This is a genomic window from Actinophytocola xinjiangensis, assembly GCF_001921215.1.
GTDB lineage: Bacteria > Actinomycetota > Actinomycetes > Mycobacteriales > Pseudonocardiaceae > Actinophytocola > Actinophytocola xinjiangensis.
The window spans coordinates 103,192-126,228 of the sequence record NZ_MSIF01000001.1; the positions used below are offsets into that span (position 1 = coordinate 103,192).

Annotated in this window: 22 protein-coding genes; 21 read left to right on the forward strand and 1 reads right to left on the reverse strand. The window is 71.7% G+C overall.

The genetic code is table 11. The annotated features are described in order from the left end of the window. Positions 1-31 precede the first annotated feature (31 nt). Positions 32-949, forward strand: coding sequence for a DMT family transporter (locus tag BLA60_RS00510; protein WP_075130673.1), 918 nt, complete (start codon positions 32-34; stop codon positions 947-949). Between the two features lie 52 nt (positions 950-1,001). Here the strand turns inward: BLA60_RS00510 and bldD are convergent, their stop codons facing one another. Then, complete coding sequence (gene bldD, locus BLA60_RS00515; RefSeq protein WP_075123575.1) at positions 1,002-1,490, reverse strand: transcriptional regulator BldD; 489 nt, start codon at positions 1,488-1,490, stop codon at positions 1,002-1,004. Positions 1,491-1,749: 259 nt separating this feature from the next. Between bldD and pyrR the strand changes: the two genes are divergently transcribed. From pyrR to BLA60_RS00615, 20 genes are all read left to right on the forward strand, one after another. Next, a complete protein-coding gene (pyrR, locus tag BLA60_RS00520) occupies positions 1,750-2,340 on the forward strand; it encodes a bifunctional pyr operon transcriptional regulator/uracil phosphoribosyltransferase PyrR (protein WP_075130674.1) in 591 nt (196 codons plus the stop codon). Beyond that, entirely contained in the window at positions 2,337-3,269 is a 933-nt protein-coding gene (locus BLA60_RS00525) for an aspartate carbamoyltransferase catalytic subunit (protein WP_075130675.1), read from the forward strand. Before pyrR ends, BLA60_RS00525 begins: the two co-directional genes overlap by 4 nt. Further along, the gene (locus tag BLA60_RS00530; RefSeq protein WP_075130676.1) at positions 3,266-4,561 is read left to right on the forward strand and encodes a dihydroorotase; all 1,296 of its coding nucleotides are present in this window, start codon (positions 3,266-3,268) and stop codon (positions 4,559-4,561) included. The genes BLA60_RS00525 and BLA60_RS00530 overlap by 4 nt, the downstream gene beginning before the upstream one ends. Positions 4,562-4,604: 43 nt before the next feature. Continuing rightward, positions 4,605-5,726 (forward strand): glutamine-hydrolyzing carbamoyl-phosphate synthase small subunit, encoded by a 1,122-nt coding sequence (gene carA / locus BLA60_RS00535; RefSeq protein WP_075130677.1) that lies wholly within the window; start codon positions 4,605-4,607, stop codon positions 5,724-5,726. After that, positions 5,713-9,027, forward strand: a complete 3,315-nt coding sequence (carB, locus tag BLA60_RS00540; RefSeq protein WP_075130678.1) for a carbamoyl-phosphate synthase large subunit — start codon at positions 5,713-5,715, stop codon at positions 9,025-9,027. Before carA ends, carB begins: the two co-directional genes overlap by 14 nt. Further along, complete coding sequence (gene pyrF, locus BLA60_RS00545; RefSeq protein WP_075130679.1) at positions 9,024-9,857, forward strand: orotidine-5'-phosphate decarboxylase; 834 nt, start codon at positions 9,024-9,026, stop codon at positions 9,855-9,857. The genes carB and pyrF overlap by 4 nt, the downstream gene beginning before the upstream one ends. Before the next feature lie 411 nt (positions 9,858-10,268). Continuing rightward, positions 10,269-10,586, forward strand: coding sequence for an integration host factor, actinobacterial type (mihF, locus tag BLA60_RS00550; RefSeq protein ID WP_075130680.1), 318 nt, complete (start codon positions 10,269-10,271; stop codon positions 10,584-10,586). After that, on the forward strand, positions 10,583-11,191 hold the full coding sequence (gene gmk / locus BLA60_RS00555) for a guanylate kinase (RefSeq protein WP_075130681.1): 609 nt from the start codon (positions 10,583-10,585) through the stop codon (positions 11,189-11,191). The genes mihF and gmk overlap by 4 nt, the downstream gene beginning before the upstream one ends. Next, a complete protein-coding gene (rpoZ, locus tag BLA60_RS00560; RefSeq protein WP_075123567.1) occupies positions 11,188-11,478 on the forward strand; it encodes a DNA-directed RNA polymerase subunit omega in 291 nt (96 codons plus the stop codon). Before gmk ends, rpoZ begins: the two co-directional genes overlap by 4 nt. After that, a complete protein-coding gene (gene coaBC / locus BLA60_RS00565) occupies positions 11,475-12,704 on the forward strand; it encodes a bifunctional phosphopantothenoylcysteine decarboxylase/phosphopantothenate--cysteine ligase CoaBC (protein WP_075130682.1) in 1,230 nt (409 codons plus the stop codon). The genes rpoZ and coaBC overlap by 4 nt, the downstream gene beginning before the upstream one ends. A 68-nt stretch (positions 12,705-12,772) precedes the next feature. Continuing rightward, positions 12,773-13,975, forward strand: a complete 1,203-nt coding sequence (metK, locus tag BLA60_RS00570; RefSeq protein WP_075130683.1) for a methionine adenosyltransferase — start codon at positions 12,773-12,775, stop codon at positions 13,973-13,975. A gap of 9 nt (positions 13,976-13,984) precedes the next feature. Beyond that, a complete protein-coding gene (locus BLA60_RS00575) occupies positions 13,985-14,362 on the forward strand; it encodes a DUF5313 family protein (RefSeq protein WP_245811771.1) in 378 nt (125 codons plus the stop codon). Between the two features lie 3 nt (positions 14,363-14,365). Beyond that, positions 14,366-16,345, forward strand: coding sequence for a primosomal protein N' (locus BLA60_RS00580; RefSeq protein ID WP_075130685.1), 1,980 nt, complete (start codon positions 14,366-14,368; stop codon positions 16,343-16,345). Between the two features lie 100 nt (positions 16,346-16,445). Then, positions 16,446-16,994, forward strand: a complete 549-nt coding sequence (def, locus tag BLA60_RS00585; RefSeq protein ID WP_075130686.1) for a peptide deformylase — start codon at positions 16,446-16,448, stop codon at positions 16,992-16,994. Positions 16,995-16,996: 2 nt separating this feature from the next. Next, positions 16,997-17,932, forward strand: coding sequence for a methionyl-tRNA formyltransferase (gene fmt / locus BLA60_RS00590; protein ID WP_075130687.1), 936 nt, complete (start codon positions 16,997-16,999; stop codon positions 17,930-17,932). Then, complete coding sequence (locus BLA60_RS00595) at positions 17,929-19,368, forward strand: RsmB/NOP family class I SAM-dependent RNA methyltransferase (RefSeq protein WP_075130688.1); 1,440 nt, start codon at positions 17,929-17,931, stop codon at positions 19,366-19,368. The genes fmt and BLA60_RS00595 overlap by 4 nt, the downstream gene beginning before the upstream one ends. Continuing rightward, positions 19,365-20,348 carry an asparaginase gene (locus tag BLA60_RS00600; RefSeq protein WP_245811772.1) on the forward strand — a complete coding sequence of 328 codons (984 nt, stop codon included), beginning with the start codon at positions 19,365-19,367 and terminating at the stop codon, positions 20,346-20,348. Before BLA60_RS00595 ends, BLA60_RS00600 begins: the two co-directional genes overlap by 4 nt. 74 nt (positions 20,349-20,422) lie before the next feature. Then, positions 20,423-21,070, forward strand: coding sequence for a ribulose-phosphate 3-epimerase (gene rpe / locus BLA60_RS00605; protein ID WP_084734505.1), 648 nt, complete (start codon positions 20,423-20,425; stop codon positions 21,068-21,070). After that, the gene (locus BLA60_RS00610) at positions 21,071-21,721 is read left to right on the forward strand and encodes a riboflavin synthase (RefSeq protein ID WP_075130690.1); all 651 of its coding nucleotides are present in this window, start codon (positions 21,071-21,073) and stop codon (positions 21,719-21,721) included. It abuts the gene before it with no gap. After that, complete coding sequence (locus BLA60_RS00615) at positions 21,718-22,962, forward strand: bifunctional 3,4-dihydroxy-2-butanone-4-phosphate synthase/GTP cyclohydrolase II (RefSeq protein ID WP_075130691.1); 1,245 nt, start codon at positions 21,718-21,720, stop codon at positions 22,960-22,962. The genes BLA60_RS00610 and BLA60_RS00615 overlap by 4 nt, the downstream gene beginning before the upstream one ends. The last annotated feature ends 75 nt before the right edge of the window (positions 22,963-23,037 follow it).

Here is a 23,037-nt window from a genome sequence, read left to right on the forward strand (position 1 = left end):
ATTCGTCGGTGTTCCGATCTAGCTTGGCGGCATGGAGATCACTGAGGCCGGGATCGACCGGCGCAGCCTGGCGGCAGCCGGTGTCACGGTCCTGCTGTGGGCGTCGGCGTTCGTGTCGATCCGGGTGTCGGGGGAGCACTTCTCGCCGGGGGCGCTGGCGCTGGGCCGGCTGCTCACCGGGTCGGCCGTGCTGGTGCTGGTCCTGCTGTGGCGGCGGGAGGGCTGGCCGCGGCGTGCGGCCTGGCCGGGGATCATCGGGTCCGGCGTGCTCTGGCTCGGTGTCTACATGGTGGCGCTCAACTGGGGCGAGCGTGAGGTCGACGCCGGTACGGCGGCGATGCTGGTCAACATCGGTCCGGTGCTGATCGCGCTGCTCGGCGGCTGGCTGCTCAAGGAGGGGTTCCCGCGCCAGGTGCTGGCCGGGATCGCGGTGTCGTTCGCCGGGGCCGTGGTGGTCGGCCTGTCGATCTCCGACGCCGGCGACGCCTCGGTGCTCGGCGTGCTGTTGTGCCTGGTCGCAGCCGCGACCTACGCGCTGGGGGTGACCTGCCAGAAGCCCGCGTTGCGGCATGCCTCGGCGGTGCAGGTCACCACGTTCGGCTGCCTGGTCGGGACGGTGGCCTGCTTACCGTTCACCGGCCAGCTGGTGGGCGAACTCGGCGACGCGCCGCTGTCGGCCACGCTCAACATGGTCTATCTCGGGGTCTTCCCGACCGCGATCGCATTCCTGACCTGGGCCTACGCCCTGGCCCGGACGACGGCGGCGAAGATGGGCGCGACCACCTACGTGGTGCCGACGATCGTCGTGCTGATGTCGTGGGTCGCGCTCGACGAGGTGCCGGGATGGCTCACCCTCGCCGGTGGTGTGCTCTGCCTGGCGGGCGTCGCGGTCTCCCGCGTACGCCGCCGGGTTCGGCCGCCCACACCGGAGGTGGTGGCCGCTCGCTGAGCAGGCGGTGCCGACAACCGAGCCGGTGCGCCAGCCACCGGCTCGGTTGCGATCAGTCCTCTTTGGAAGGGCGAGCTTCCGGGGGAAGCACACCCCAGTCGATCAGCTGTTCGGTCAGCTCACCGGGTGTCATGTCGTAGATGATCGCCAGCGAGCGCAGGTCCTCGGTGCGGATCGAGAGCACCTTGCCGTTGTAGTCACCGCGCTGGCTCTGGATCGTTGCCGCGTACCTGGCCAGCGGTCCGACTTTCTCGGCTGGCAGTTGCTGCAGACGTTCCAGATTGATCACGATCTTGGTCGCTGGTTCGGCTCCGGAGGGCACGCGGCCCTCTGGCAGCAGTTCGACCACCGGGACCCCGTAGAAGTCGGCCAGCTCGGCCAGCTTCTGCACGGTCACCGCGCGGTCGCCCCGCTCGTAAGAGCCCACCACGACAGCCTTCCAGCGGCCGCCGGACTTCTGTTCGACGCCGTGCAGGGACAGGCCCTGCTGCTGGCGGATGCCGCGGAGCTTGCTCCCCAGCGCCTTGGCGTAGTCGCCCATATGGCGATTCTCCCATTCATTCGCCCCGCTGGCCGATCTGTGTACGCCGCGGGTAGCCGCATATCAACACGCAGAGTAATGGTTACTTAGTGTTGTCACCAGGTCAAGCTGATCTGGGAACATCTGCGGTTGATCTGCATTATTACCACCCGGTTGGTGGATCCATTGAGCCTGGTACGGTGCTAGCGCGTCCGACTTGGACGCTAGTTTCGACGTCCTTTAAGGACCCGTCCGGTGAGGCGGGGAAGGAGGTCAGACCGTGGCACCGCGCAACCGCGGTGCGGCGGAACCGGCTGGGCAGCGTGAGCTGCTCTCGGCCGGCGACGTCGCACGCACTGTCGCCCGAATGGCCCATCAGGTCATCGAGCGGACGGCACTCGACGTGCCCGACTCGGCACCGGTGGTCCTGCTCGGCATCCAGACCAGGGGCGCGCCGCTGGCCACCCGTCTGGCGGCACGGATCGCCGAGTTCAGCGGCGTCGCCGTACCGACCGGTGTGCTTGATGTCACCCTCTACCGTGACGACCTCCGGCGTAAGCCGACTCGTCCGCTCGGAGCCACCCAGCTGCCGCCCGACGGCGTCGACGACCGGCTGGTGATCCTGGTCGACGACGTCCTCTACTCCGGCCGCACCATCCGCGCCGCTCTTGACGCCCTGCGCGACGCCGGCCGCCCGCGCGCCGTCCAGCTCGCCGTCCTGGTCGACCGGGGCCACCGCGAGCTGCCGATCCGCGCCGACTACGTCGGCAAGAACGTGCCGACCTCCCGCACCGAGGAGGTCCACGTCCGCTTGGCCGAGACCGACGGCCACGACGCGGTGGTCCTGCGGCGGACGGGAGACGGGACATGAAACACCTGCTGGGAACCGACGGCCTGGACGCCGACCAGGCGAGCGCGGTCCTGGACACCGCCGAGGCGCTCAAGCGCACCCTGCTCGGCCGGGAGGTCCGCAAGCTGCCGACGCTGCGCGGGCGCACCGTGATCACCCTGTTCTACGAGGCGTCCACCCGCACCAGGGTGTCCTTCGAGATCGCCGGCAAGTGGATGAGCGCCGACGTGGTGAACGTCTCGGCCAGCGGTTCCTCGGTCGGCAAGGGCGAGTCGCTGCGGGACACCGCGCTGACCCTGGCCGCCGCCGGCGCGGACTGCGTGATCCTGCGCCACCCCTCCTCCGGGGCCGCGCACCGGCTCGCCGGCTGGCTCACCGAGGCCGGCACCTCGGTGGTCAACGCCGGCGACGGCATGCACGAGCACCCGACCCAGGCCCTGCTCGACGCCGCCACCCTGCGCGAACGCCTCGGCGACCTGGCCGGGCGGCGGATCGCGATCGTCGGCGACGTGCTGCACAGCCGGGTCGCCCGGTCCAACGTGAACCTGCTCACCACCCTGGGCGCCGAGGTCGTCCTGGTCGCCCCGCCGACGTTGCTGCCGGCTGGGGTGCGGCGCTGGCCGGTGACCGTCTCGCACACGCTGGACGCGGAGCTGCCCGGCGCCGACGCGGTGATGATGCTGCGGGTGCAGGCCGAGCGGATGCACGGCGGCTTCTTCCCGTCGGCCAGGGAGTACTCGATCGCCTACGGCCTGAGCGAGGCGCGGCTGGCGACCCTGCCCGACCACGCCGTCGTGTTGCACCCGGGGCCGATGTTGCGCGGCATGGAGATCGCCTCGGCGGTGGCCGACTCGCCACGCGCCGCGATCACCCAGCAGGTCGCCAACGGCGTGCACGTGCGCATGGCGGTGCTCTACCACCTGCTGGCCCACGAGGAGGAGATGGCGTGAGGACACCGCTGGTGCTGCGCGGCGCGCGGCCCTACGGCGAGGGCGAGCCGGTCGACGTCCTGGTGCGCGACGGCCTGATCGCCGCCATCGGGCCCACGGTGGGCGCCGAGGGCGCCGAGGTTCTCGACGCCACCGGCCAGGTCCTGCTGCCCGGGTTCGTCGACCTGCACACCCACCTGCGCGAGCCGGGCCGGGAGGACACCGAGACCATCGCCACCGGCTCGGCCGCCGCGGCGCTGGGCGGGTACACGGCGGTGTTCGCCATGGCCAACACCGACCCGGTCGCCGACAACGCGGTGATCGTCGAGCACGTGTGGCGGCGGGGTCGCGAGGTCGGGCTGGTCGACGTGCACCCGGTCGGCGCGGTGACGGTCGGCCTCGCCGGGGAGCGGCTGGCCGAGCTGGGCACCATGGCGGGCTCGCGGGCGCGGGTGCGGGTGTTCTCCGACGACGGCCACTGCGTGCACGACCCGCTGCTGATGCGCCGGGCGCTGGAGTACTCCACCGCCTTGGACGTGGTCGTCGCCCAGCACGCCGAGGAGCCCCGGTTGACCGCCGGCGCCCAGGCCCACGAGGGCGAGATCGCCGCGCGTCTGGGCCTGGCCGGCTGGCCGGCCGTCGCCGAGGAGTCGATCGTCGCCCGCGACTGCCTGCTGGCCCGCCAGACCGGTGCCCGGCTGCACGTCTGTCACGTGTCCACCGCCGGTACCGCCGAGATCCTGCGCTGGGCCAAGGAGCAGGGGATCGCGGTGTCGGCCGAGGTCACCCCGCACCACCTGCTGCTCGACGACGAGCGCCTGACCACCTTCGACCCGGTGAACAAGGTCAACCCGCCGCTGCGGACCGGGGAGGACACCACGGCGCTGCGCGCGGCGCTGGCCGCCGGGGTGCTCGACTGCGTGGCCACCGACCACGCCCCGCACGCGACGCAGGACAAGGACTGCGAGTGGTCCTCGGCACGTCCGGGAATGCTCGGCCTGCAGACCGCGCTGTCGATCGTGGTGCGCACGATGGTCGAGCCGGGCCTGCTGGACTGGCGTGGTGTGGCGCGGGTGATGAGCGAGCGCCCCGCCGAGATCGCCGGGTTGCCCGACCAGGGCCGGCCGCTGGCGGTCGGCGAGCCGGCGACCCTGACGCTGGTCGACCCGGACGCGACCTGGACGGTGCGCGGCGCGGAGTTCGCCAGCATCGCCACGAACACCCCGTACGAGGGCATGGAGCTGCCCGCCCGGGTGGTCACCACGCTGTTGCGCGGGCGGATCACCGCGCGGGAAGGAGAGGTACGCGCATGACACTCGCCGTGTCGACTGTGAATTCCGGGGAGGCGGGCCGGTCATGACGCCAGCTGCCCTGGTTCTCGAGGACGGTCGGGTGTTCCGAGGTGAGGCGTTCGGCGCCACCGGCAGCACACTCGGCGAGGTCGTGTTCTGCACCGGCATGACCGGCTACCAGGAGACCCTGACCGACCCGTCCTACCACCGCCAGATCGTGGTGGCCACCGCCCCGCAGATCGGCAACACCGGCTGGAACGACGAGGACGACGAGTCCCGCCGGATCTGGGTGGCCGGCTATGTCGTGCGTGACCCGGCCAGGGTGCCGTCCAACTGGCGCTCCCGGCGGTCGCTGGACGACGCGCTGGTCGAGCAGGGGATCGTCGGCATCGCCGGGGTGGACACCCGCTCGCTGACGCGGCACATCCGCGAGCGCGGGGCGATGCGCGGCGGCGTGTTCTCCGGCGGCGCGCTGACCGGCGACCAGGCCATGGTCGACCAGGTGCTGGCCACCGCGCCGATGACCGGCGCCGACCTCGCCGGGCAGGTCACCACGCCGGCCGGCTACGTCGTCCCGGCCCAGGGCGAGCGCCGGTTCACGGTGGTCGCGCTGGATCTCGGGATCAAGACGAACACGCCGAGGATGATGGCCGCGCGCGGCATCGAGACCCACGTCCTGCCGGTGACGGCCACCATCGACGAGGTTCTCGCGCTCGAACCGGACGGTGTGTTCCTGGCCAACGGCCCCGGTGACCCGGCCACCGCCGACGGCCCGGTCCAGCTGACCCGCGACGTGCTGGAGCGGCGGATTCCGCTGTTCGGCATCTGCTTCGGCCACCAGATCCTCGGCCGAGCCCTGGGCAAGGACACCTACAAGCTCCGCTACGGCCACCGGGGCGTCAACATCCCGGTGATCGACGTGGACACCGGGCGGGTCGCGATCACCGCGCAGAACCACGGGTTCGCGCTGGCCGGTGAGCCGGGGGAGCGGTTCGACACCCCGTTCGGCGCGGCGAAGATCAGCCACTACTGCCCCAACGACGGCTGTGTGGAGGGCGTGCGCGCGCTGGACGTGCCGGCGTTCTCGGTGCAGTACCACCCGGAGGCGGCGGCCGGCCCTCACGACGCCGCCCCTCTGTTCGACGAGTTCGTCACCCTCATGGAGGAAGCCCGTGCCACGTCGTGACGACCTCAACCACGTCCTGGTGATCGGATCAGGCCCGATCGTGATCGGCCAGGCGTGCGAGTTCGACTATTCCGGTACCCAGGCCTGTCGGGTGCTGCGCGAGGAGGGCCTGCGGGTCAGCCTGGTCAACTCGAATCCGGCGACGATCATGACCGACCCGGAGTTCGCCGACGCCACCTACATCGAGCCGATCACCGTCGACTTCGTCGAGAAGGTGATCGCCACCGAGCGGCCGGACGCGCTGCTGGCCACCCTCGGCGGGCAGACCGCGCTGAACACCGCGGTCGCGCTGCACGAGCACGGCGTGCTGGACAAGTACGGCGTGGAGCTGATCGGTGCGGACATCGAGGCGATCCAGCGTGGTGAGGACCGCCAGCGGTTCAAGGACATCTGTGCCGCCGTCGGTGCGGAAACCCCGCGCAGCGCGGTGTGCCACACGATGGACGAGGTGCGCAAGACCGTCGCCGACCTGGGCCTGCCGGTGGTGATCCGGCCGTCGTTCACCATGGGCGGGCTCGGTTCGGGACTGGCGTACACGCCAGAGGACCTGGAGCGGCTGGCCTCCACGGGGCTGGCGGAGAGCCCGGTGCACGAGGTGCTGATCGAGGAGAGCGTGCTCGGCTGGAAGGAGTACGAGCTCGAGCTGATGCGCGACCGCAACGACAACGTCGTGGTCATCTGCTCGATCGAGAACATCGACCCGATGGGTGTGCACACCGGCGACTCGGTGACCGTCGCGCCGGCCATGACGCTGACCGACCGCGAGTACCAGCACATGCGCGACGTCGGTATCGCCGTGCTGCGTGAGGTGGGTGTGGACACCGGCGGCTGCAACATCCAGTTCGCTGTGCATCCGCAGACCGGCCGGCTGGTCGTGATCGAGATGAACCCGAGGGTCTCGCGCAGCAGCGCGCTGGCGTCCAAGGCCACCGGCTTCCCGATCGCCAAGATCGCCGCCAAGCTCGCCATCGGCTACACCCTCGACGAGATCCGCAACGACATCACCGGCGAGACCCCGGCGTCCTTCGAGCCGACGCTGGACTACGTCGTGGTGAAGGTGCCGAGGTTCGCCTTCGAGAAGTTCCCCGGCGCCGACCCGACGCTGACCACCACGATGAAGTCCGTCGGCGAGGCCATGTCGCTCGGCCGCAACTTCGTCGAGGCGCTGGGCAAGGCGTTGCGGTCGATGGAGACGAAGGCCGCCGGGTTCTGGACCACCCCCGACCCCGACCCGCTCACCGTGGAAGGCGTCGTCGAGGCGCTGCGGGTGCCGCACGACGGCCGGCTCTACACCGTCGAGCGGGCGCTGCGGATGGGCGTGAGCGTCGCCGAGGTGCACGACGCGTCCGGGATCGACCCGTGGTTCCTCGACCAGATCGTCTCGCTGGTCGAGCTGCGGGCCGAGGTCGGCGGCGCGCCGGTGCTCGACGAGCCGCTGCTGCGCCGGGCCAAGCGCGCCGGCTTCTCCGACCGTCAGGTCGCGGCGCTGCGTCCGGAGCTGGCGGGCGAGGACGGGGTGCGGGCGCTGCGCCACCGGCTGGGCATCCGGCCGGTGTTCAAGACCGTCGACACCTGCGCCGCCGAGTTCGCCGCGACGACGCCCTACCACTACTCGGCCTACGAGCTGGACCCGTCGGCCGAGACGGAGGTCGCCGAGCAGCGCGAGCGGCCCAAGGTGCTGATCCTGGGCTCGGGCCCCAACCGCATCGGCCAGGGCATCGAGTTCGACTACTCCTGTGTGCACGCGGCGATGGCGTTGCGCGCCGCGGGCTACGAGACCGTCATGGTCAACTGCAACCCGGAGACGGTCTCCACCGACTACGACACCTCCGACCGTCTGTACTTCGAGCCGCTGACGTTCGAGGACGTGCTGGAGGTCGTGCACGCCGAGCGGCAGTCGGGCACGGTCGCCGGCGTGATCGTGCAGCTGGGCGGGCAGACGCCGCTGGGCCTGGCCCGCCGGCTCACCGAGGCGGGGGTGCCGGTGGTCGGCACGCCGGCCGACGCGATCCACCTGGCCGAGGACCGGGGGGCGTTCGGCGAGGTGCTCACCACCGCCGGGCTGCCGGCGCCGGCGTTCGGGCTGGCGACCTCGTTCGCCGCGGCCAAGCGGATCGCCGACGAGATCGGCTACCCGGTCCTCGTGCGACCGTCCTACGTGCTCGGTGGGCGCGGCATGGAGATCGTCTACGACGAGACGTCGCTGGCCGGCTACATCGCCCGCGCCACCGAGGTCACCCCCGAGCACCCGGTGTTGGTCGACCGGTTCCTCGACGACGCGATCGAGATCGACGTGGACGCCCTGTGCGACGGCACGGACGTGTTCCTGGGTGGCGTGATGGAGCACATCGAGGAGGCCGGTATCCACTCCGGGGACTCCTCGTGCGCGCTGCCGCCGATCACCCTGGGCCGCACCGACCTCGCGGTCATCCGCCGCTCGACGGCCGCGATCGCCGAGGGCATCGGGGTGCGCGGGCTGCTGAACGTGCAGTACGCGCTCAAGGACGACGTGCTCTACGTGCTGGAGGCCAACCCGCGCGCGTCACGCACCGTGCCGTTCGTGTCGAAGGCGACGGCCGTGCCGCTGGCCAAGGCCGCCGCGCGGATCATGCTCGGCGCCACGATCGCCGAGCTGCGCGAGGAGGGCCTGCTGCCGGCCAGGGGCGACGGCGGTGAGCTGCCGGCGACCTCACCGGTGGCGGTCAAGGAGGCCGTGCTGCCCTTCCACCGGTTCCGCACCCCGGAGGGCCACGGTGTCGACTCGCTGCTGGGCCCGGAGATGAAGTCCACCGGCGAGGTGATGGGCATCGACGCGTCGTTCGGCAAGGCCTACGCCAAGTCGCAGACGGCGTCCTACGGTTCGCTGCCGACCTCGGGCAGGGTGTTCGTGTCGGTGGCCAACCGGGACAAGCGTGCGATGGTGTTCCCTGTCAAGCGCCTGGCCGATCTCGGGTTCGAGGTACTGGCCACCGCCGGCACGGCGGAAGTGTTGCGCCGCAACGGAATCCCGTGCACCGAGGTGCGCAAGCACTTCGAGACCCCGCGTGCCGGCGAGCCGAACATCGTGGAGATCATCCGCGACGGCGGGGTCGACATGGTGATCAACACCCCGTACGGCAACCCCGGTCCGCGCGTGGACGGCTACGAGATCCGCACGGCGGCGGTCTCCCGCGACATCCCGTGCGTGACGACCATCCAGGGCGCCGCGGCCGCCGTGCACGGCATCGAGGCGCTGATCCGCCAGGACGTCGGCGTCGAGTCGTTGCAGTCCCTGCAGGCCACCCTGAGGAGCACCCGATGAGGGCACCGTTCGGCGCGCGGCTCACCACGGCGGTCTCGCTGCGCGGCCCGCTGTGCGTCGGCGTCGACCCGCACCCGGCGCTGCTGGCGGACTGGGGGCTGCCGGCGACGGCGGCCGGCCTGGAGCGCTTCGCGATGACCTGTGTGGAGGCCATGGCGGGGGAGATCGCGGTGCTCAAGCCGCAGTCGGCGTTCTTCGAGGCGTACGGCTCGGCGGGGGTCGCGGTGCTGGAGCGGCTGATCGCGGCGGCGCGGCAGGCCGGCGCGCTGGTGCTGCTGGACGTCAAGCGTGGCGACATCGGCTCGACGATGGCCGCCTACGCCCAGGCCTACCTCGCCGAGGGCTCGCCGCTGGCGGCCGACGCCGTGACGGTCTCGCCGTATCTGGGTTTCGGCTCGCTCGACCCGGTGATCGAGTTGGCGCAGCAGACCGGCCGGGGGCTGTTCGTGCTGGCCATGACGTCGAACCCGGAGGGCGCGGCGGTCCAGCGGGCGGTGTCGGGGGAGCGCACGGTGGCCCAGACGATCGTCGACGAGGCGGCCGCGCGCAACGCCGGGCGCAGCCCGCTCGGGCCGGTCGGCCTGGTGATCGGCGCCACGGTCGGCCGGACCGGCCTGGATCTGTCGGCGCACAACGGCGCGATCCTGGCGCCCGGTCTCGGTGCCCAGGGCGGCACGCTGGCCGACCTGCGCGCGGTGTTCGGCGAGAACCTGCGTTTCGTGCTGCCCTCGTCCTCGCGGGAGGTCCTGCGGCACGGTCCGGACGTCGCCACGTTGCGCGGCGCCGCGTTGCGGGCGCGGGACGCGGTGGCGCTCGCCCACCCGCACTAGGCCATTCGGACCAGTTTGTGCGTCCGAGCAGGTAGTTCTTCAGGCGTGCCGAATCGCCGGGCGGTCGTTTGCGTGCGTTGGTCGGCTTGAGTCTTCATGCGGACTGAACTCAAGTGCCGTGTGGCCCCGAAAATGGGTCTCCTGCCGCATTGTCCAATCTGAATTTCGCCATTTTCTGTTATAGGTTCCGAAGCCCGTTTTCAGCACGCCCCGTAGCGGAAAACGCCCAAATGATCAAGTTGGCCGCTCCGTGTTGCCCCTGGTCCGGGCACTGAGAACTACGGAGAGTAGATCTCGCCTTCAAAAACGCTACGTTGCGCACTAAGGTGGACCCGCGTTGTCGTGACCGCTCCGACCTCGGTAACGTCGCGGCACCGATCCACAAGACAACCCCACCCCCCGGAGGAAATCGTGGCCCTTCCCCAGCTGACCGAGGAGCAGCGGGCCGCAGCGCTGGAGAAGGCGGCTGCCGCCCGTCGCGCCCGAGCTGAGCTCAAGGAGCGCCTGAAGCGAGGTGGCACCACCCTCAAGGACGTGCTCACCCAAGCTGACAAGGACGAGGTCCTGGGCAAGATGAAGGTCACCGCGCTGCTCGAGGCCCTGCCGGGCGTCGGCAAGGTGCGTGCCCAGCAGATCATCGAGCGCCTGGAAATCGCCCCGAGCCGCCGCCTGCGCGGTCTTGGTGAGCGTCAGCGCAAGGCGCTGCTCGCCGAGTTCAGTGGCGAGTGAGTAACTCGCACCGCAACGTCCGGAGGGGTCGGCTGGTAGTACTGGCCGGCCCCTCCGGCGTTGGCAAGAGCAGCGTGGTGCGCGAGCTGCTCGAGATGGACCCCGACCTGTGGTTCAGCGTCTCGGTCACCACCCGCGAACAGCGGCCCGGTGAACGCGACGGCGTGGACTACCGGTTCGTCAGCCCCGCCGATTTCGACAGCATGATCGCCAAGGACGAGCTGCTCGAGTGGGCGGAGATCCACCGCGGCACCCACCGGTCCGGCACACCGAGGGCGCCCATCGAGAACAGGCTGGCCGACGGCCGGCCGGCGCTGGTCGAGGTCGACCTGCAGGGCGCGCGGGAGCTGCGGCGCAGCATGCCCGAGGCGTTCCTGGTCTTCCTCTGCCCCCCGAGCTGGGACGCGCTGGTCGAACGACTGGTCGGCCGGGGCACCGAGTCGCCGGAGATCGTCGAGCGCCGGCTGCGTACCGCGAAGGAGGAACTCGCCGCCCAGGACGAGTTCGACGCGGTCGTCGTGAACACCGACGTGAAGAGTGCCGCCAGGGAGTTGCTAACCTTGGTACTTGACAAATCGTCTGACCAGCTGGAGAACCACGAGTGATCACCCCCACCGAGTTGGGCGCACTGGGTGACCCGACGAGCCCGCAGCTCGAAGGCATCACCAACCCCCCGATCGACGACCTGCTCGACAAGGTCAGCTCGAAGTACGCGCTGGTGATCTACGCGGCCAAGCGTGCCCGCCAGATCAACGACTACTACGCCCAGCTCGGCGAGGGCCTGCTGGAGTACGTCGGTCCGCTGGTGGAGCCGGGTCCGCGGGAGAAGCCGCTGTCCATCGCGCTCCGCGAGATCCACGCCGGCCTGCTCGAACACACCGAGGGCGAGTGACCGAGGCCGCGTCCCGGCCTCGCGTCGTTCTCGGCGTGGGGGGCGGGGTCGCGGCCTACAAGGCGTGCGAGGTCCTCCGCCGGCTGACCGAGTCCGGACACGACGTCCGGGTGGTCCCGACGGAGGCCGCGCTGCGCTTCGTCGGCGCGGCGACCTTCGAGGCGCTGTCCGGCAACCCGGTGCACACCGAGGTCTTCGCCGACGTCCCCGAGGTGCCGCACGTGCGCCTCGGTCAGGAGGCCGACCTCGTCCTGGTCGTCCCGGCCACCGCGAACCTGCTGGCCAAGGCCGCGAACGGGCTGGCCGACGACCTGCTCACCAACACCCTGCTGACCGCGCGGTGCCCGGTACTGATGGTGCCGGCGATGCACACCGAGATGTGGGAGCACCCGGCCACCCGGGACAACGTCGCCAGGCTGCGCTCACGCGGCGTGGTCGTGGCCGAGCCGGCCAGTGGCCGGCTGACCGGCAAGGACTCCGGCAAGGGCCGGCTGCCCGACCCGGCCGAGATCGTCGACCTCGCCCGTCTGCTGCTCGACCGCCAGGACGCGCTGCCGCGTGACCTGGAGGGTCGCCGGGTGGTCGTGTCGGCCGGCGGCACCCGCGAGCCGCTGGACCCGGTCCGCTACCTCGGCAACCGCTCGTCGGGCAAACAGGGCTACGCGCTGGCCCGGACCGCCGTCCAGCGCGGCGCCGAGGTGACCCTGGTGGCGGCCGCGACGGTGTCTCTCCCGGATGTCGCTGGAGCCTCGCTGGTCCGGGTCGGCACGGCCGAAGAACTGCGTGAGGTCATGCACCGCACCGCGGCCGACGCGGACATCGTGGTGATGGCCGCCGCGGTGGCCGACTTCCGGCCGACCGACCGGGCGACCTACAAGATCAAGAAGACCGACCGTGATCCGGACCCGATCGCGCTCACCCGCAACCCCGACATCCTGGCCGAGCTGGTCCAGTCGCGGGTGAACGGCCAGGTCATCGTGGGTTTCGCCGCCGAGACCGGCGACAGCGCCGGCGACGTGCTCGAGCACGCGCGGGCCAAACTCAAACGCAAGGGCGCCGATCTGCTGGTGGTCAACGCGGTCGGCGAGGGCAAGGCCTTCGAGACCGAGGACAACTCCGGCTGGCTACTATCTGCCGACGGATCCGAACGTGCCGTAGCCCTGAGTAGCAAGTCACACATGGCGTCCGATATATGGGACGCGATCGTGGCGCTCATAGAGGCCTGACTCGTTCTCAAGTTCCATCAGTACGCTTTGTGCAACGAATCCGCGAAAAATGACTGGGTAGGTATGACGTGACTGAGTCCGCGAGCAGGCTGTTCACCAGCGAGTCGGTGACCGAGGGACATCCGGACAAGATCTGTGACGCGATCAGCGACTCGATCCTGGACGCGTTGCTGGAGAAGGACCCCCGGTCGCGGGTCGCGGTGGAGACCATGGTCACCACCGGTCAGGTCCACGTCGCCGGTGAGGTGACCACCGAGGCCTACGCCGACATTCCCGCGCTGGTGCGCGACACGATTCTCAAGATCGGCTACGACTCCTCGGCCAAGGGTTTCGACGGCAACTCCTGTGGCGTGAACATCGCCATCGGTTCGCAGTCGCCCGACATCGCCCAGGGTGTCGACACCGCCTACGAGCAGCGGGTCGACAACGAGGAAGACGAGATCGCCAAGCAGGGCGCCGGCGACCAGGGCCTGATGTTCGGCTACGCGTGCACCGACACCCCGGAGCTGATGCCGCTGCCGATCGCGCTGGCCCACCGCCTGTCCAAGCGGCTGACCGACGTGCGCAAGAACGGCCAGCTGCCCTACCTGCGTCCCGACGGCAAGACCCAGGTCACCATCGAGTACGCCGGTGACCAGGCCGTTCGGCTGGACACCGTCGTCGTGTCCTCGCAGCACGCCGAGGGCGTCGACCTGGAGAAGCTGCTCACGGTCGACGTGCTGGAGCAGGTCGTCAAGCCGGAGCTGGCGGAGCTGGAGCTGGACACCGAGAACGTGCGCCTGCTGGTCAACCCGACCGGCCGGTTCGTCATCGGTGGCCCGATGGGTGACGCCGGCCTGACCGGCCGCAAGATCATTGTCGACACCTACGGCGGCATGTCCCGCCACGGTGGCGGCGCCTTCTCCGGCAAGGACCCGTCGAAGGTGGACCGCTCCGCCGCGTACGCCATGCGCTGGGTGGCCAAGAACGCCATCGCCGCCGGCCTCGCGACGCGCGTCGAGGTCCAGGTCGCCTACGCGATCGGCAAGGCCGCCCCGGTCGGTCTGTTCGTCGAGACCTTCGGCACCGAGACGGTGGACCCGACCAAGATCCAGCAGGCGATCAGCCAGGTCTTCGACCTGCGCCCGGCCGCGATCATCCGCGACCTGGACCTGCTGCGCCCGATCTACAAGCAGACCGCGGCGTACGGGCACTTCGGTCGCCCCGAGCTGGACCTGCCGTGGGAGCGCACCGACCGGGCGGACGCCCTGAGGTCGTTGGCCGGCGCCTAGACTGGGCTGGTGCGACGACCCACCCCGAGCAAGTGGCTGTGGTACGCGGTCGGCGGAACACTGCCGGCCGCGTACCGCGAGTGGGTGCTCTACGACCTCACCTGCCAGACCTGGGTGCTGCGGCACCTGGCGCGCGTGCAGGTGATGCTGAGCACCTGGCTGTTGGTCCTTTTCCTACCGGGACCGATGGACATGCTGTGGTGGGTGATGGCACTGGGCTACTTCACCTCGCTGTACTTCTCGTTCTCCTTCATGGAGGACGCGTGTGAGCGGCGGCTGGTGAAGCACGGCTTCCCGCCCGGTCTCAACCGGACGATCCGTGAAGAGTCCACTGTGGATCAGCGGGCGCGGTTGGCGTCGATGTACACCGCCTACTACAGCGGATAGTCGTTGACCGTCGCGCGCAAGGGGGAGCTCGTCGCGGCCAGTGAGCTCCCGGTCGCGAAGGTGGCCGTCGACGTACCGCTCGCCCATCTCGACCGGCCCTTCGACTACCTCGTGCCGGACACCCTGCACGAGTCCGCCGTGCCCGGTTGCCGGGTACGGGTGCGCTTCGCCGGCAAGCAGGTCGACGGCTTCCTGCTGTGCCGCACCGCCGAGTCGGACTTCGGTGGTCGGCTCGGCTTCCTGAGCAAGGTCGTCTCGCAGGAACCCGTGCTGGCGCCCGAGATCGCGACCCTGGCGCGCACGGTGGCCGACCGCTACGCCGGCTCCCTGATCGACGTGCTGCGCCTGGCGATCCCGCCCCGGCACGCCAAGGTCGAGGCCGAACCCCCGCCCGAACCCGCCCCGCGCCCCGCCATGCCGGACGCACCGGGCTGGCGGCGCTACCCGCGCGGCCCCGCCTTCCTGGACGCGGTGCGCGCCGGCCGCCCGGCCCACGCGGTCTGGCAGGCGCTGCCCGGCGAGGACTGGCCGGCCCGCCTGGCCGAGCTGGCGGCCACCGCCGCGGCCAGCGACCGGGGCGCGGTGCTGGTGGTGCCCGACTACCGCGACGTCGCCCGGCTGCACGCCGCCTGTGTCGCGCTGGCGGGCGAGGACGCGGTCGTGGCGCTGTCGGCCGACGCCGGGCCGGCCAAGCGGTACCGCCGGTGGCTGTCGGTGCTGCGCGGCGGCGCGCGGATCGTGGTCGGCACCCGGGCCAGCGTGTTCGCCCCGGTCCACCGCCCCGGCGTGTTCGTGGTCTGGGACGACGGCGACGACCTGCACGCCGACCCGCACGCGCCGTACCCGCACGTGCGCGACGTGCTGATCCAGCGGGCGCACGCGGTCGGCGCGTCCCTGGTGGTGGCCGGGATCGCGCGCACGGCCGAGGCCCAGCTGCTGGTCGAGTCCGGCTGGGCGCCGGAGATCGTGGCCTCCCGCGACGAACTGCGGGCGGCGGCACCGAGGATCGTGGCGCTGGGCGAGACCGACCTGCAGCTCGCGCGGGACCCGGCGGCCCGCGCGGCCCGCGTCCCGTCGGTGGCCTTCGAGGCCGCGCGGGCCGCGCTCAAGGACGGGCGCCCGGTGCTGGTCCAGGTCCCGCGCGGCGGGTACGTCCCGGCGCTGGCCTGCCAGCAGTGCCGCGGCCCAGCCCGGTGCCGGCGGTGCGCCGGCCCGCTCGGGCTGCCGGCCGGGGGAGGGGCCGGCACGCCGACCTGCCGGTGGTGCGGCGTCCCGGACACGGCGTTCCGCTGCGGCAACTGCGGGTCACGTCGGCTGCGGGCGATCGTCGTCGGCGCCAAGCGGACCGCCGAGGAACTCGGCCGCGCGTTCGCCGACGTGCCGGTGATCGGCTCGGGGGCCAAGGAGGTCGTGTCCGACGTCGCGGCCCGCCCGGCGCTCGTGGTCGCCACGCCCGGTGCCGAGCCGGTCGCCGCCGGCGGCTACGGGGCCGCGCTGCTGCTCGACGGCTGGGCGCTGCTCGGCCGGGCCGACCTGCGCGCGTCCGAGGAGGCGCTGCGCCGCTGGATGCAGGCCGCAGCCCTGGTCCGCTCACACCGCGACGGCGGCCGGGTGGTCGTGCTCGCCGAGTCGGCGCTGGCCCCCGTGCAGGCCCTCGTGCGCTGGGACCCCGCCTGGCACGCCAGCCAGGAACTGGCCGCGCGCACAGAACTCGGCTTCCCCCCGGCGGTGCGCATGGCGGCGGTGGACGGCCAGGCCACGGCGCTGGCCACGTTCCTGGAGGAGCTGACGCTGCCACCCTCGGGCGAGATCCTCGGGCCCGTGCCGATCGGCCCCGACGACCGGGAACGCGCGCTGGTGCGCACCACCCGGGCCGAGGGCCGCGCGCTGGCCGCGGTGCTGGCCGCGGCCCAGCACGTGCGGACCGCCCGCAAGGAACCGGACCCGATCCGGGTGCGGCTCGACCCCCTCGAACTGATCTAGCCGGCCGGCGTTCAGGTCGCCGAAGGCGCACTCAGCGTTGCGGCGAACCGGCACTGAATAGACTGAGCAGGCCCGACCCGATTTCGTCCCTGGGAGAACCGTGACCGTCCAGCCCATCCGGCTCTTCGGCGACCCGGTGCTGCGCACCGCCGCCGCCGAGGTCGTCGACTTCGACCGGGAGCTGCGCAACCTGGTCCAGGATCTCTGGGACACCATGGAGTCCCAGGGCGGCGCCGGCTTGGCCGCGCCGCAGCTCGGCGTCGGCCTGCGGGTGTTCACCTACCACTGCGAAGGGGTCGAGGGGCACCTGGTGAACCCCACCTGGGTCGCCACCGACGACCAGACCCAGCTCGGCGAGGAGGGCTGCCTGTCCATCCCCGGCCTGTACTGGGACTGCGTCCGGGCCAGGAGCGTCGTCGCCAGGGGCTGGAACATGCATGGCGAGCCGGTGCAGATCGAGGGCTCGGACCTGCTGGCCCGCTGTTTGCAGCACGAGACCGACCACCTCGACGGCGTGCTGTTCCTCGACCGGCTCGACGCCGAGACCCGCAAGGCGGCGATGAAGCAGATCCGCCAGGCCGACTGGTTCGACGGCGCGGTCCCGACGATCAAGCAGAGCCCGCACTCCCTGTTCGGCGGTGCCGTCTGACGATGCGGTTGGTATTCGCTGGCACACCCGACGTCGCGGTGCCGTCACTGCGCGCGTTGATCGACGGCGGTCGCCACGAGGTCGCCGCCGTGGTCACCAGGCCCGACGCCCCCGCCGGCCGCGGCAGGCACCTGGTCCGCTCACCGGTCGGCGCGCTGGCCGACGAGCACGGCATCGAGGTCCTCACCCCGCCCCGGGCGGGCGACCCCGACTTCCTCGACCGCCTGCGCCAGATCGCCCCGGACTGCTGCCCGGTGGTGGCCTACGGCGGGCTGCTGCCCCAGCGGGCACTGGACATCCCCCCGCACGGCTGGGTCAACCTGCACTTCTCGATCCTGCCCGCCTGGCGCGGCGCCGCTCCCGTCCAGGCCGCGGTCCGCCACGGCGACGAGATCACCGGCGCGAGCACGTTCCGCATCGTCAAGGAGCTCGACGCCGGGCCGGTGTTCGGGGTGCTCACCGAGACCGTCCGCGCCGACGACACCTCCGGCGCGCTGCTGGCCCGGCTCGCCGACGCCGGCGCCGGCCTGCTGCTGTCCACCGTGGACGGTCTGGACGACGGCACGATCCGGGCCGTCGACCAGCCGGCCGACGGCGTGAGTTACGCCCCCAAGGTGAGCACCGACGACGCCCGCGCCGACTTCACCCTGCCGGCCGTGGCCCTCGACCGCCTGGTCCGCTCGGTCACCCCCGAACCGGGGGCGTGGTCGGAGTTCCGCGGCGAACGGATCAAGCTCGGGCCGGTCCGCCGGACCGACACCCCCACCGGCGAGCCCCTGGACCCGGGCGAACTGCGGGTGGAACGCAGACAAGTACTGGCCGGTACCGCGACCACACCGGTCAGGCTCGGTGAGGTGCAGGCACCCGGCAAGAAGCGGATGGCGGCGACCGACTGGGCGCGCGGCGCCCGGGTCGAGCCAGGAGAGCGGCTGACGTGACACAGCAAGGACGGCGACAGGAGCGGTTCTCCCGACCGAGGAGCCCGCATCCGCCCAAGCGGCGCGGCGGCCCCAGCAGACCGCCGGTGGAGGACCCGGCGCGGCAGGCGGCGCTGGACACGCTGCGCGAGGTCCGGGTCCGCGACGCCTACGCCAACCTGCTGCTGCCCCAACTGCTGCGGGAACGCCGGATCACCGGCCGGGACGCGGCGCTGGCCACCGAGCTGGCCTACGGCGCGTGCCGCAGCATCGGCCTGCTCGACGAGATCCTCGACGCCTGCCTGGACCGCCCGCTGAACAAGGTCGAACCCGGCCTGCTCGACGTTCTGCGCCTGGGCACCTACCAGCTGCTGCGGACCAGGATCCCGGCGCACGCGGCCGTCGCCTCGACCGTGGACCTGGTGCGCGGCGAACAGGGCTCGCGCCAGACCGGGTTCGTCAACGCCGTGCTGCGCAGGGTGTCCGAGCTGGACGAGAACGCCTGGATGGACCGCCTCGCGCCCGACCCCGGCACCGACCCGATCGGCAACGTCGCCATGCGCAGCGCACACCCGCGCTGGGTCGCCCGCGCGTTCGCCGACTCCCTCGGCGTCACCGGCGACGAGCTGCGTTCGGCACTGGAGGCCGACAACGAGCGACCGGCCGTGCACCTGGTGGCCCGCCCCGGCGAGGTCACCGCCGAGGAACTGGCGGCGATGACCGGCGGCGAGGTCGCGCCCTACTCGCCCTACGGCGTCCGGCTGGCCGCCGGCGCCGGCGACCCGGCCGGGCTGGACCCGGTGCGCGAGCGCCTGGCCTCGGTCCAGGACGAGGGCAGCCAGCTGTGCGCGATCGCCATGACCCGTCCAGAGGTCACCGGCACCGACACCCGCTGGCTGGACCTGTGCGCCGGCCCGGGCGGCAAGTCCGCGCTGCTCGCGGCGCTGCTCGGGATCTCCGGCGGCCACCTGGACGCCGTCGAGAAGGCGCCGCACCGCGCCCGGCTCGTCGAGCGCTCCACCGCGGGCCTGCCGGTCACCGTGCACACCGGTGACGGCCGTCAGCCGGCGGCGCTGGGCATGGCGTCCGGCTCGTTCGACCGGGTGCTGGTCGACGCGCCGTGCACCGGCCTCGGCTCGCTGCGGCGCCGTCCGGAGTCGCGCTGGCGGCGCCAGCCCTCCGACGTCGGTGAGCTGACCAAGCTCCAGCGTGAGCTGCTGCTGACCGCGATCGACCTGGTCCGCCCCGGCGGTGTGGTCGGCTACGTGGTCTGCACGCCGCACCTGTCGGAGACCGTCGGCGTGGTGGCCGACGCGGTGCGGCGGACCGGGGTCAGCGCGCTCGACGCGCGCGAGTCCTTCCCCGAGATGCCCACCCTCGGCAAGGGCCCGTACGTGCAGCTGTGGCCGCACCGCCACGGCACCGACGCCATGTTCTGCGCCCTGCTCCGCAAGTGAGCGGCCACGTCGCGGTGATCGCGATGGGCGGCACGATCGCCATGGCGCCCAGCGCCTCCGGCGGCATCGTGCCCTCGCTGGGCGCCGACGACCTGGTCGCCGCCGTCCCGGGTCTCGCGGACCTGGCGGTCGAGATCCGCACGACCACGCTGCGTTCGCTGCCCAGCCCGTCGCTGGGGTTCGACGACCTGGTGGCGCTGTCGGACCTGGTCCGCGCGGAGCTGGCGGCCGGCGCGGTCGGCGTGGTGATCACCCACGGCACCGACACCATCGAGGAGACCGCGTTCTTCCTCGACCTCACCGTCGGCACCGACGCGCCGGTCGTGGTCACCGGTGCGATGCGCCACCCCGAGGCTGCCGGGGCCGACGGGCCGGCCAACCTCTACGCCGCCGTGCGGGTCGCCACCGCGCCGGCCGCGCGCGGGCTCGGCGCGCTGGTCGTCATGTCCGACGAGATCCACGGCGCCCGGTTCGTCCGCAAGAGCCACACGTTCAGCACCGCCGCGTTCGTCTCGCCGGCCTTCGGGCCGCTGGGCCTGGTGGTCGAGGGCGATCCGCGTATCCGTGGCGCCGCCAGGACCGGGTTCACCGTCGCCGCCTCCCCGGCCATCGCCGAGCTGCGCGTCGGCCTGCTCACCGTGGCCCTCGGCGACGACGGTGAGCTGCTGCGGCGTGCCGGTGACGCGTTCGACGGCCTGGTCATCGCCGGTCTGGGCGCCGGTCACGTACCGGCCGGGATGGTGGAGCTGGTGGCCGAGTTCGCCTCGGCGATCCCGGTGGTCCTCTCGTCGCGGACCGGGGCCGGCTCGGTGCTGCGCCAGACCTACGGCTATCCGGGCTCCGAGCGCGACCTGCTGGACCGGGGGCTGATCCAGTCCGGGTTCCTCGATCCGGCCAAGGCCAGGGTGCTGCTGGCGCTGCTGCTCGCCTCCGGCGCGACCAGGGACGACCTCGTCTCGGCCTTCGACAGGTATCGATGACCGCGAACTCGGCACGTTGTGAAACACCTGCCGAGTCGGGAGCCAATATGCTCTGGAACGTGCCAGGAAAACCGATGATCGCCCCCAGCATCCTCGCCGCCGACTTCGCCAGGCTCGCCGAGGAGGCCCAAGCGGTGCGCGGAGCGGACTGGCTGCACGTCGACGTGATGGACGGGCACTTCGTGCCCAACCTCACCATCGGCCTGCCGGTCGTCCAGGCGTTGCTGCGCAGTACCGACATCCCGGTGGACTGCCACCTGATGATCGAGGACCCCGACCGCTGGGCCGTCGACTACGCCGAGGCCGGCGCGCACAACGTGACCGTGCACGCGGAGGCGGTCGGCGACCCGGTCAAGGTGGCCAAGAACATTCGGGCGGCCGGCGCGCGGGCTGGTCTGTCGGTCCGGCCGGGTACCCCGCTGGAGCCCTGGACGGAATTACTGATCCACTACGACACGTTGCTGGTGATGTCGGTCGAACCGGGGTTCGGCGGCCAGGAGTTCATGCCAGAGGTGTTGGACAAGGTGCGGGCGGTCCGGCGGTTGGTCGACCGGGGCGAGCTGCAGGTGCTGATCGAGATCGACGGCGGCATCAACGCCGACACCATCGCCGAGGCGGCGGCGGCCGGCGTGGACTGCTTCGTCGCCGGTTCGGCGGTCTACGGGGCGGACGACCCGGCCGAGGCGGTCGGGCGGCTGCGGACTATGGCGGAGGGAAGCTAGATGTTCACCGGGATCGTGGAGGAGCGCGGCACGGTCGTCGCGGTCGAGAGCCTGCCGGACGCCGCCCGGCTGTCCGTGGAGGGGCCGCTGGTCACCGCCGACGTCCGGCACGGCGACTCGATCGCCGTGAACGGCGTGTGCCTGACCGTGGTCGCCGTCGACGGCGGCACGTTCACCGCCGACGTGATGCGCGAGACGCTGGACCGCTCCAGCCTCGGCAAGATCGGCCCCGGTGAACAGGTCAACCTGGAACGCGCCGCCGAGGTCGGCAAACGGTTCGGCGGGCACATCGTGCAGGGGCACGTCGACGGCACCGGTGTGGTCCTCACCCGCCAGCCCTCGGCCCACTGGGACCTGGTCCGCATCGGCCTGCCCAGCTATCTGGCCAGGTACCTGGTGGAGAAGGGGTCGATCACCGTCGACGGGGTATCCCTCACCGTGGTAGACGTGACCGACGACGACTTCTCCGTCAGCCTCATCCCGGAGACGTTGCAGGCCACGACGCTCGGTGTCCGCCAGCCAGGTGACCTGGTGAATCTCGAGGTGGACGTGGTCGCCAAGTACATCGAGAGGTTGGCCGCGCCACACTTGCCCGCCGCCTGGTCGGCGGCGGAGCAGAATGGGCGTAACTCCGAGCGGGAGACACGATGAGTGACATCAGCGGGATCGAGCGCGCGGTCGCGGACATCAAGGCCGGTCGGCCGGTCATCGTCGTCGACGACGAGGACCGGGAGAACGAGGGCGACCTCATCTTCGCCGCCGAGAAGGCGACACCGGAGCTGTTGGCGTTCATGGTGCGCTACACCTCCGGCTACATCTGTGTCCCGCTGACCGAGGCCGACTGCACCCGGCTGGACCTCCCGCCGATGTTCCACACCAACCAGGACGTGCGCGGTACGGCCTACACGGTCACGGTCGACGCCAAGGAGGGCGTGACGACCGGCATCTCGGCCGCCGACCGCGCCCACACGATCCGGCTGCTGGCCAACGAGCAGGCCACCGCCGACTCCTTCACCCGTCCCGGTCACGTGGTTCCGTTACGCGCCAAGGAGGGCGGCGTGCTGCGCCGCCCCGGCCACACCGAGGCGGCGATCGACCTCGCCGTGCTGGCCGGTCTGCGCCCGGCGGGCGTGCTGTGCGAGATCGTGTCGCAGAAGGACGAGGGCGACATGGCGCGGCGCGACGAGCTGGAGGTGTTCGCCGCCGAGCACGACCTGGCGATCATCTCCATCGCCGACCTGATCGACTACCGGCGGCGCAAGGAGGTGCAGGTCGTCCGGGTCGCCGAGGCCAGGATCCCGACCGCGCACGGCACGTTCCGGGCCGTCGGCTACGACTCCAAGCTCGACGGCATCGAGCACATCGCCCTGGTTTTCGGCGAGGTCGGCGACGGCGAGGACGTGTTGGTGCGCGTGCACTCCGAGTGCCTGACCGGTGACGTGTTCTCCTCGCTGCGCTGTGACTGCGGCCCGCAGCTCGACGCCGCCCTCGCGGCGGTGGCGGCCGAGGGCCGGGGGATCGTGCTGTACATGCGCGGGCACGAGGGCCGGGGGATCGGGCTGATGCACAAGCTGCAGGCCTACCAGCTGCAGGACGACGGCGCGGACACCGTGGACGCGAACCTGGCGCTGGGTGTGCCGGCCGACGCCCGCGACTACGGGCAGGGCGCGCAGATCCTGGTCAACCTGGGTGTGAAGTCGATGCGCCTGCTGACCAACAACCCGGCCAAGCGTGTCGGCCTGGACGGCTACGGCCTGCGGATCGCCGGCCGTGTCCCGCTGCCGGTGCGGCCGAATTCGGAGAACCTGCGCTACTTGCAGACCAAGCGCGACCGGATGGGCCACGAGCTGGGTGACCTGGACATGGACCTGTTGGAGGGGGGCCGGCTGTGAGCGGGAGCGGAGCCGCGTGCGCCGTCTGGACTGAGGAGCAGCGCAGGCGCGCCAGCGCCGAGCAGCGGACGAGGG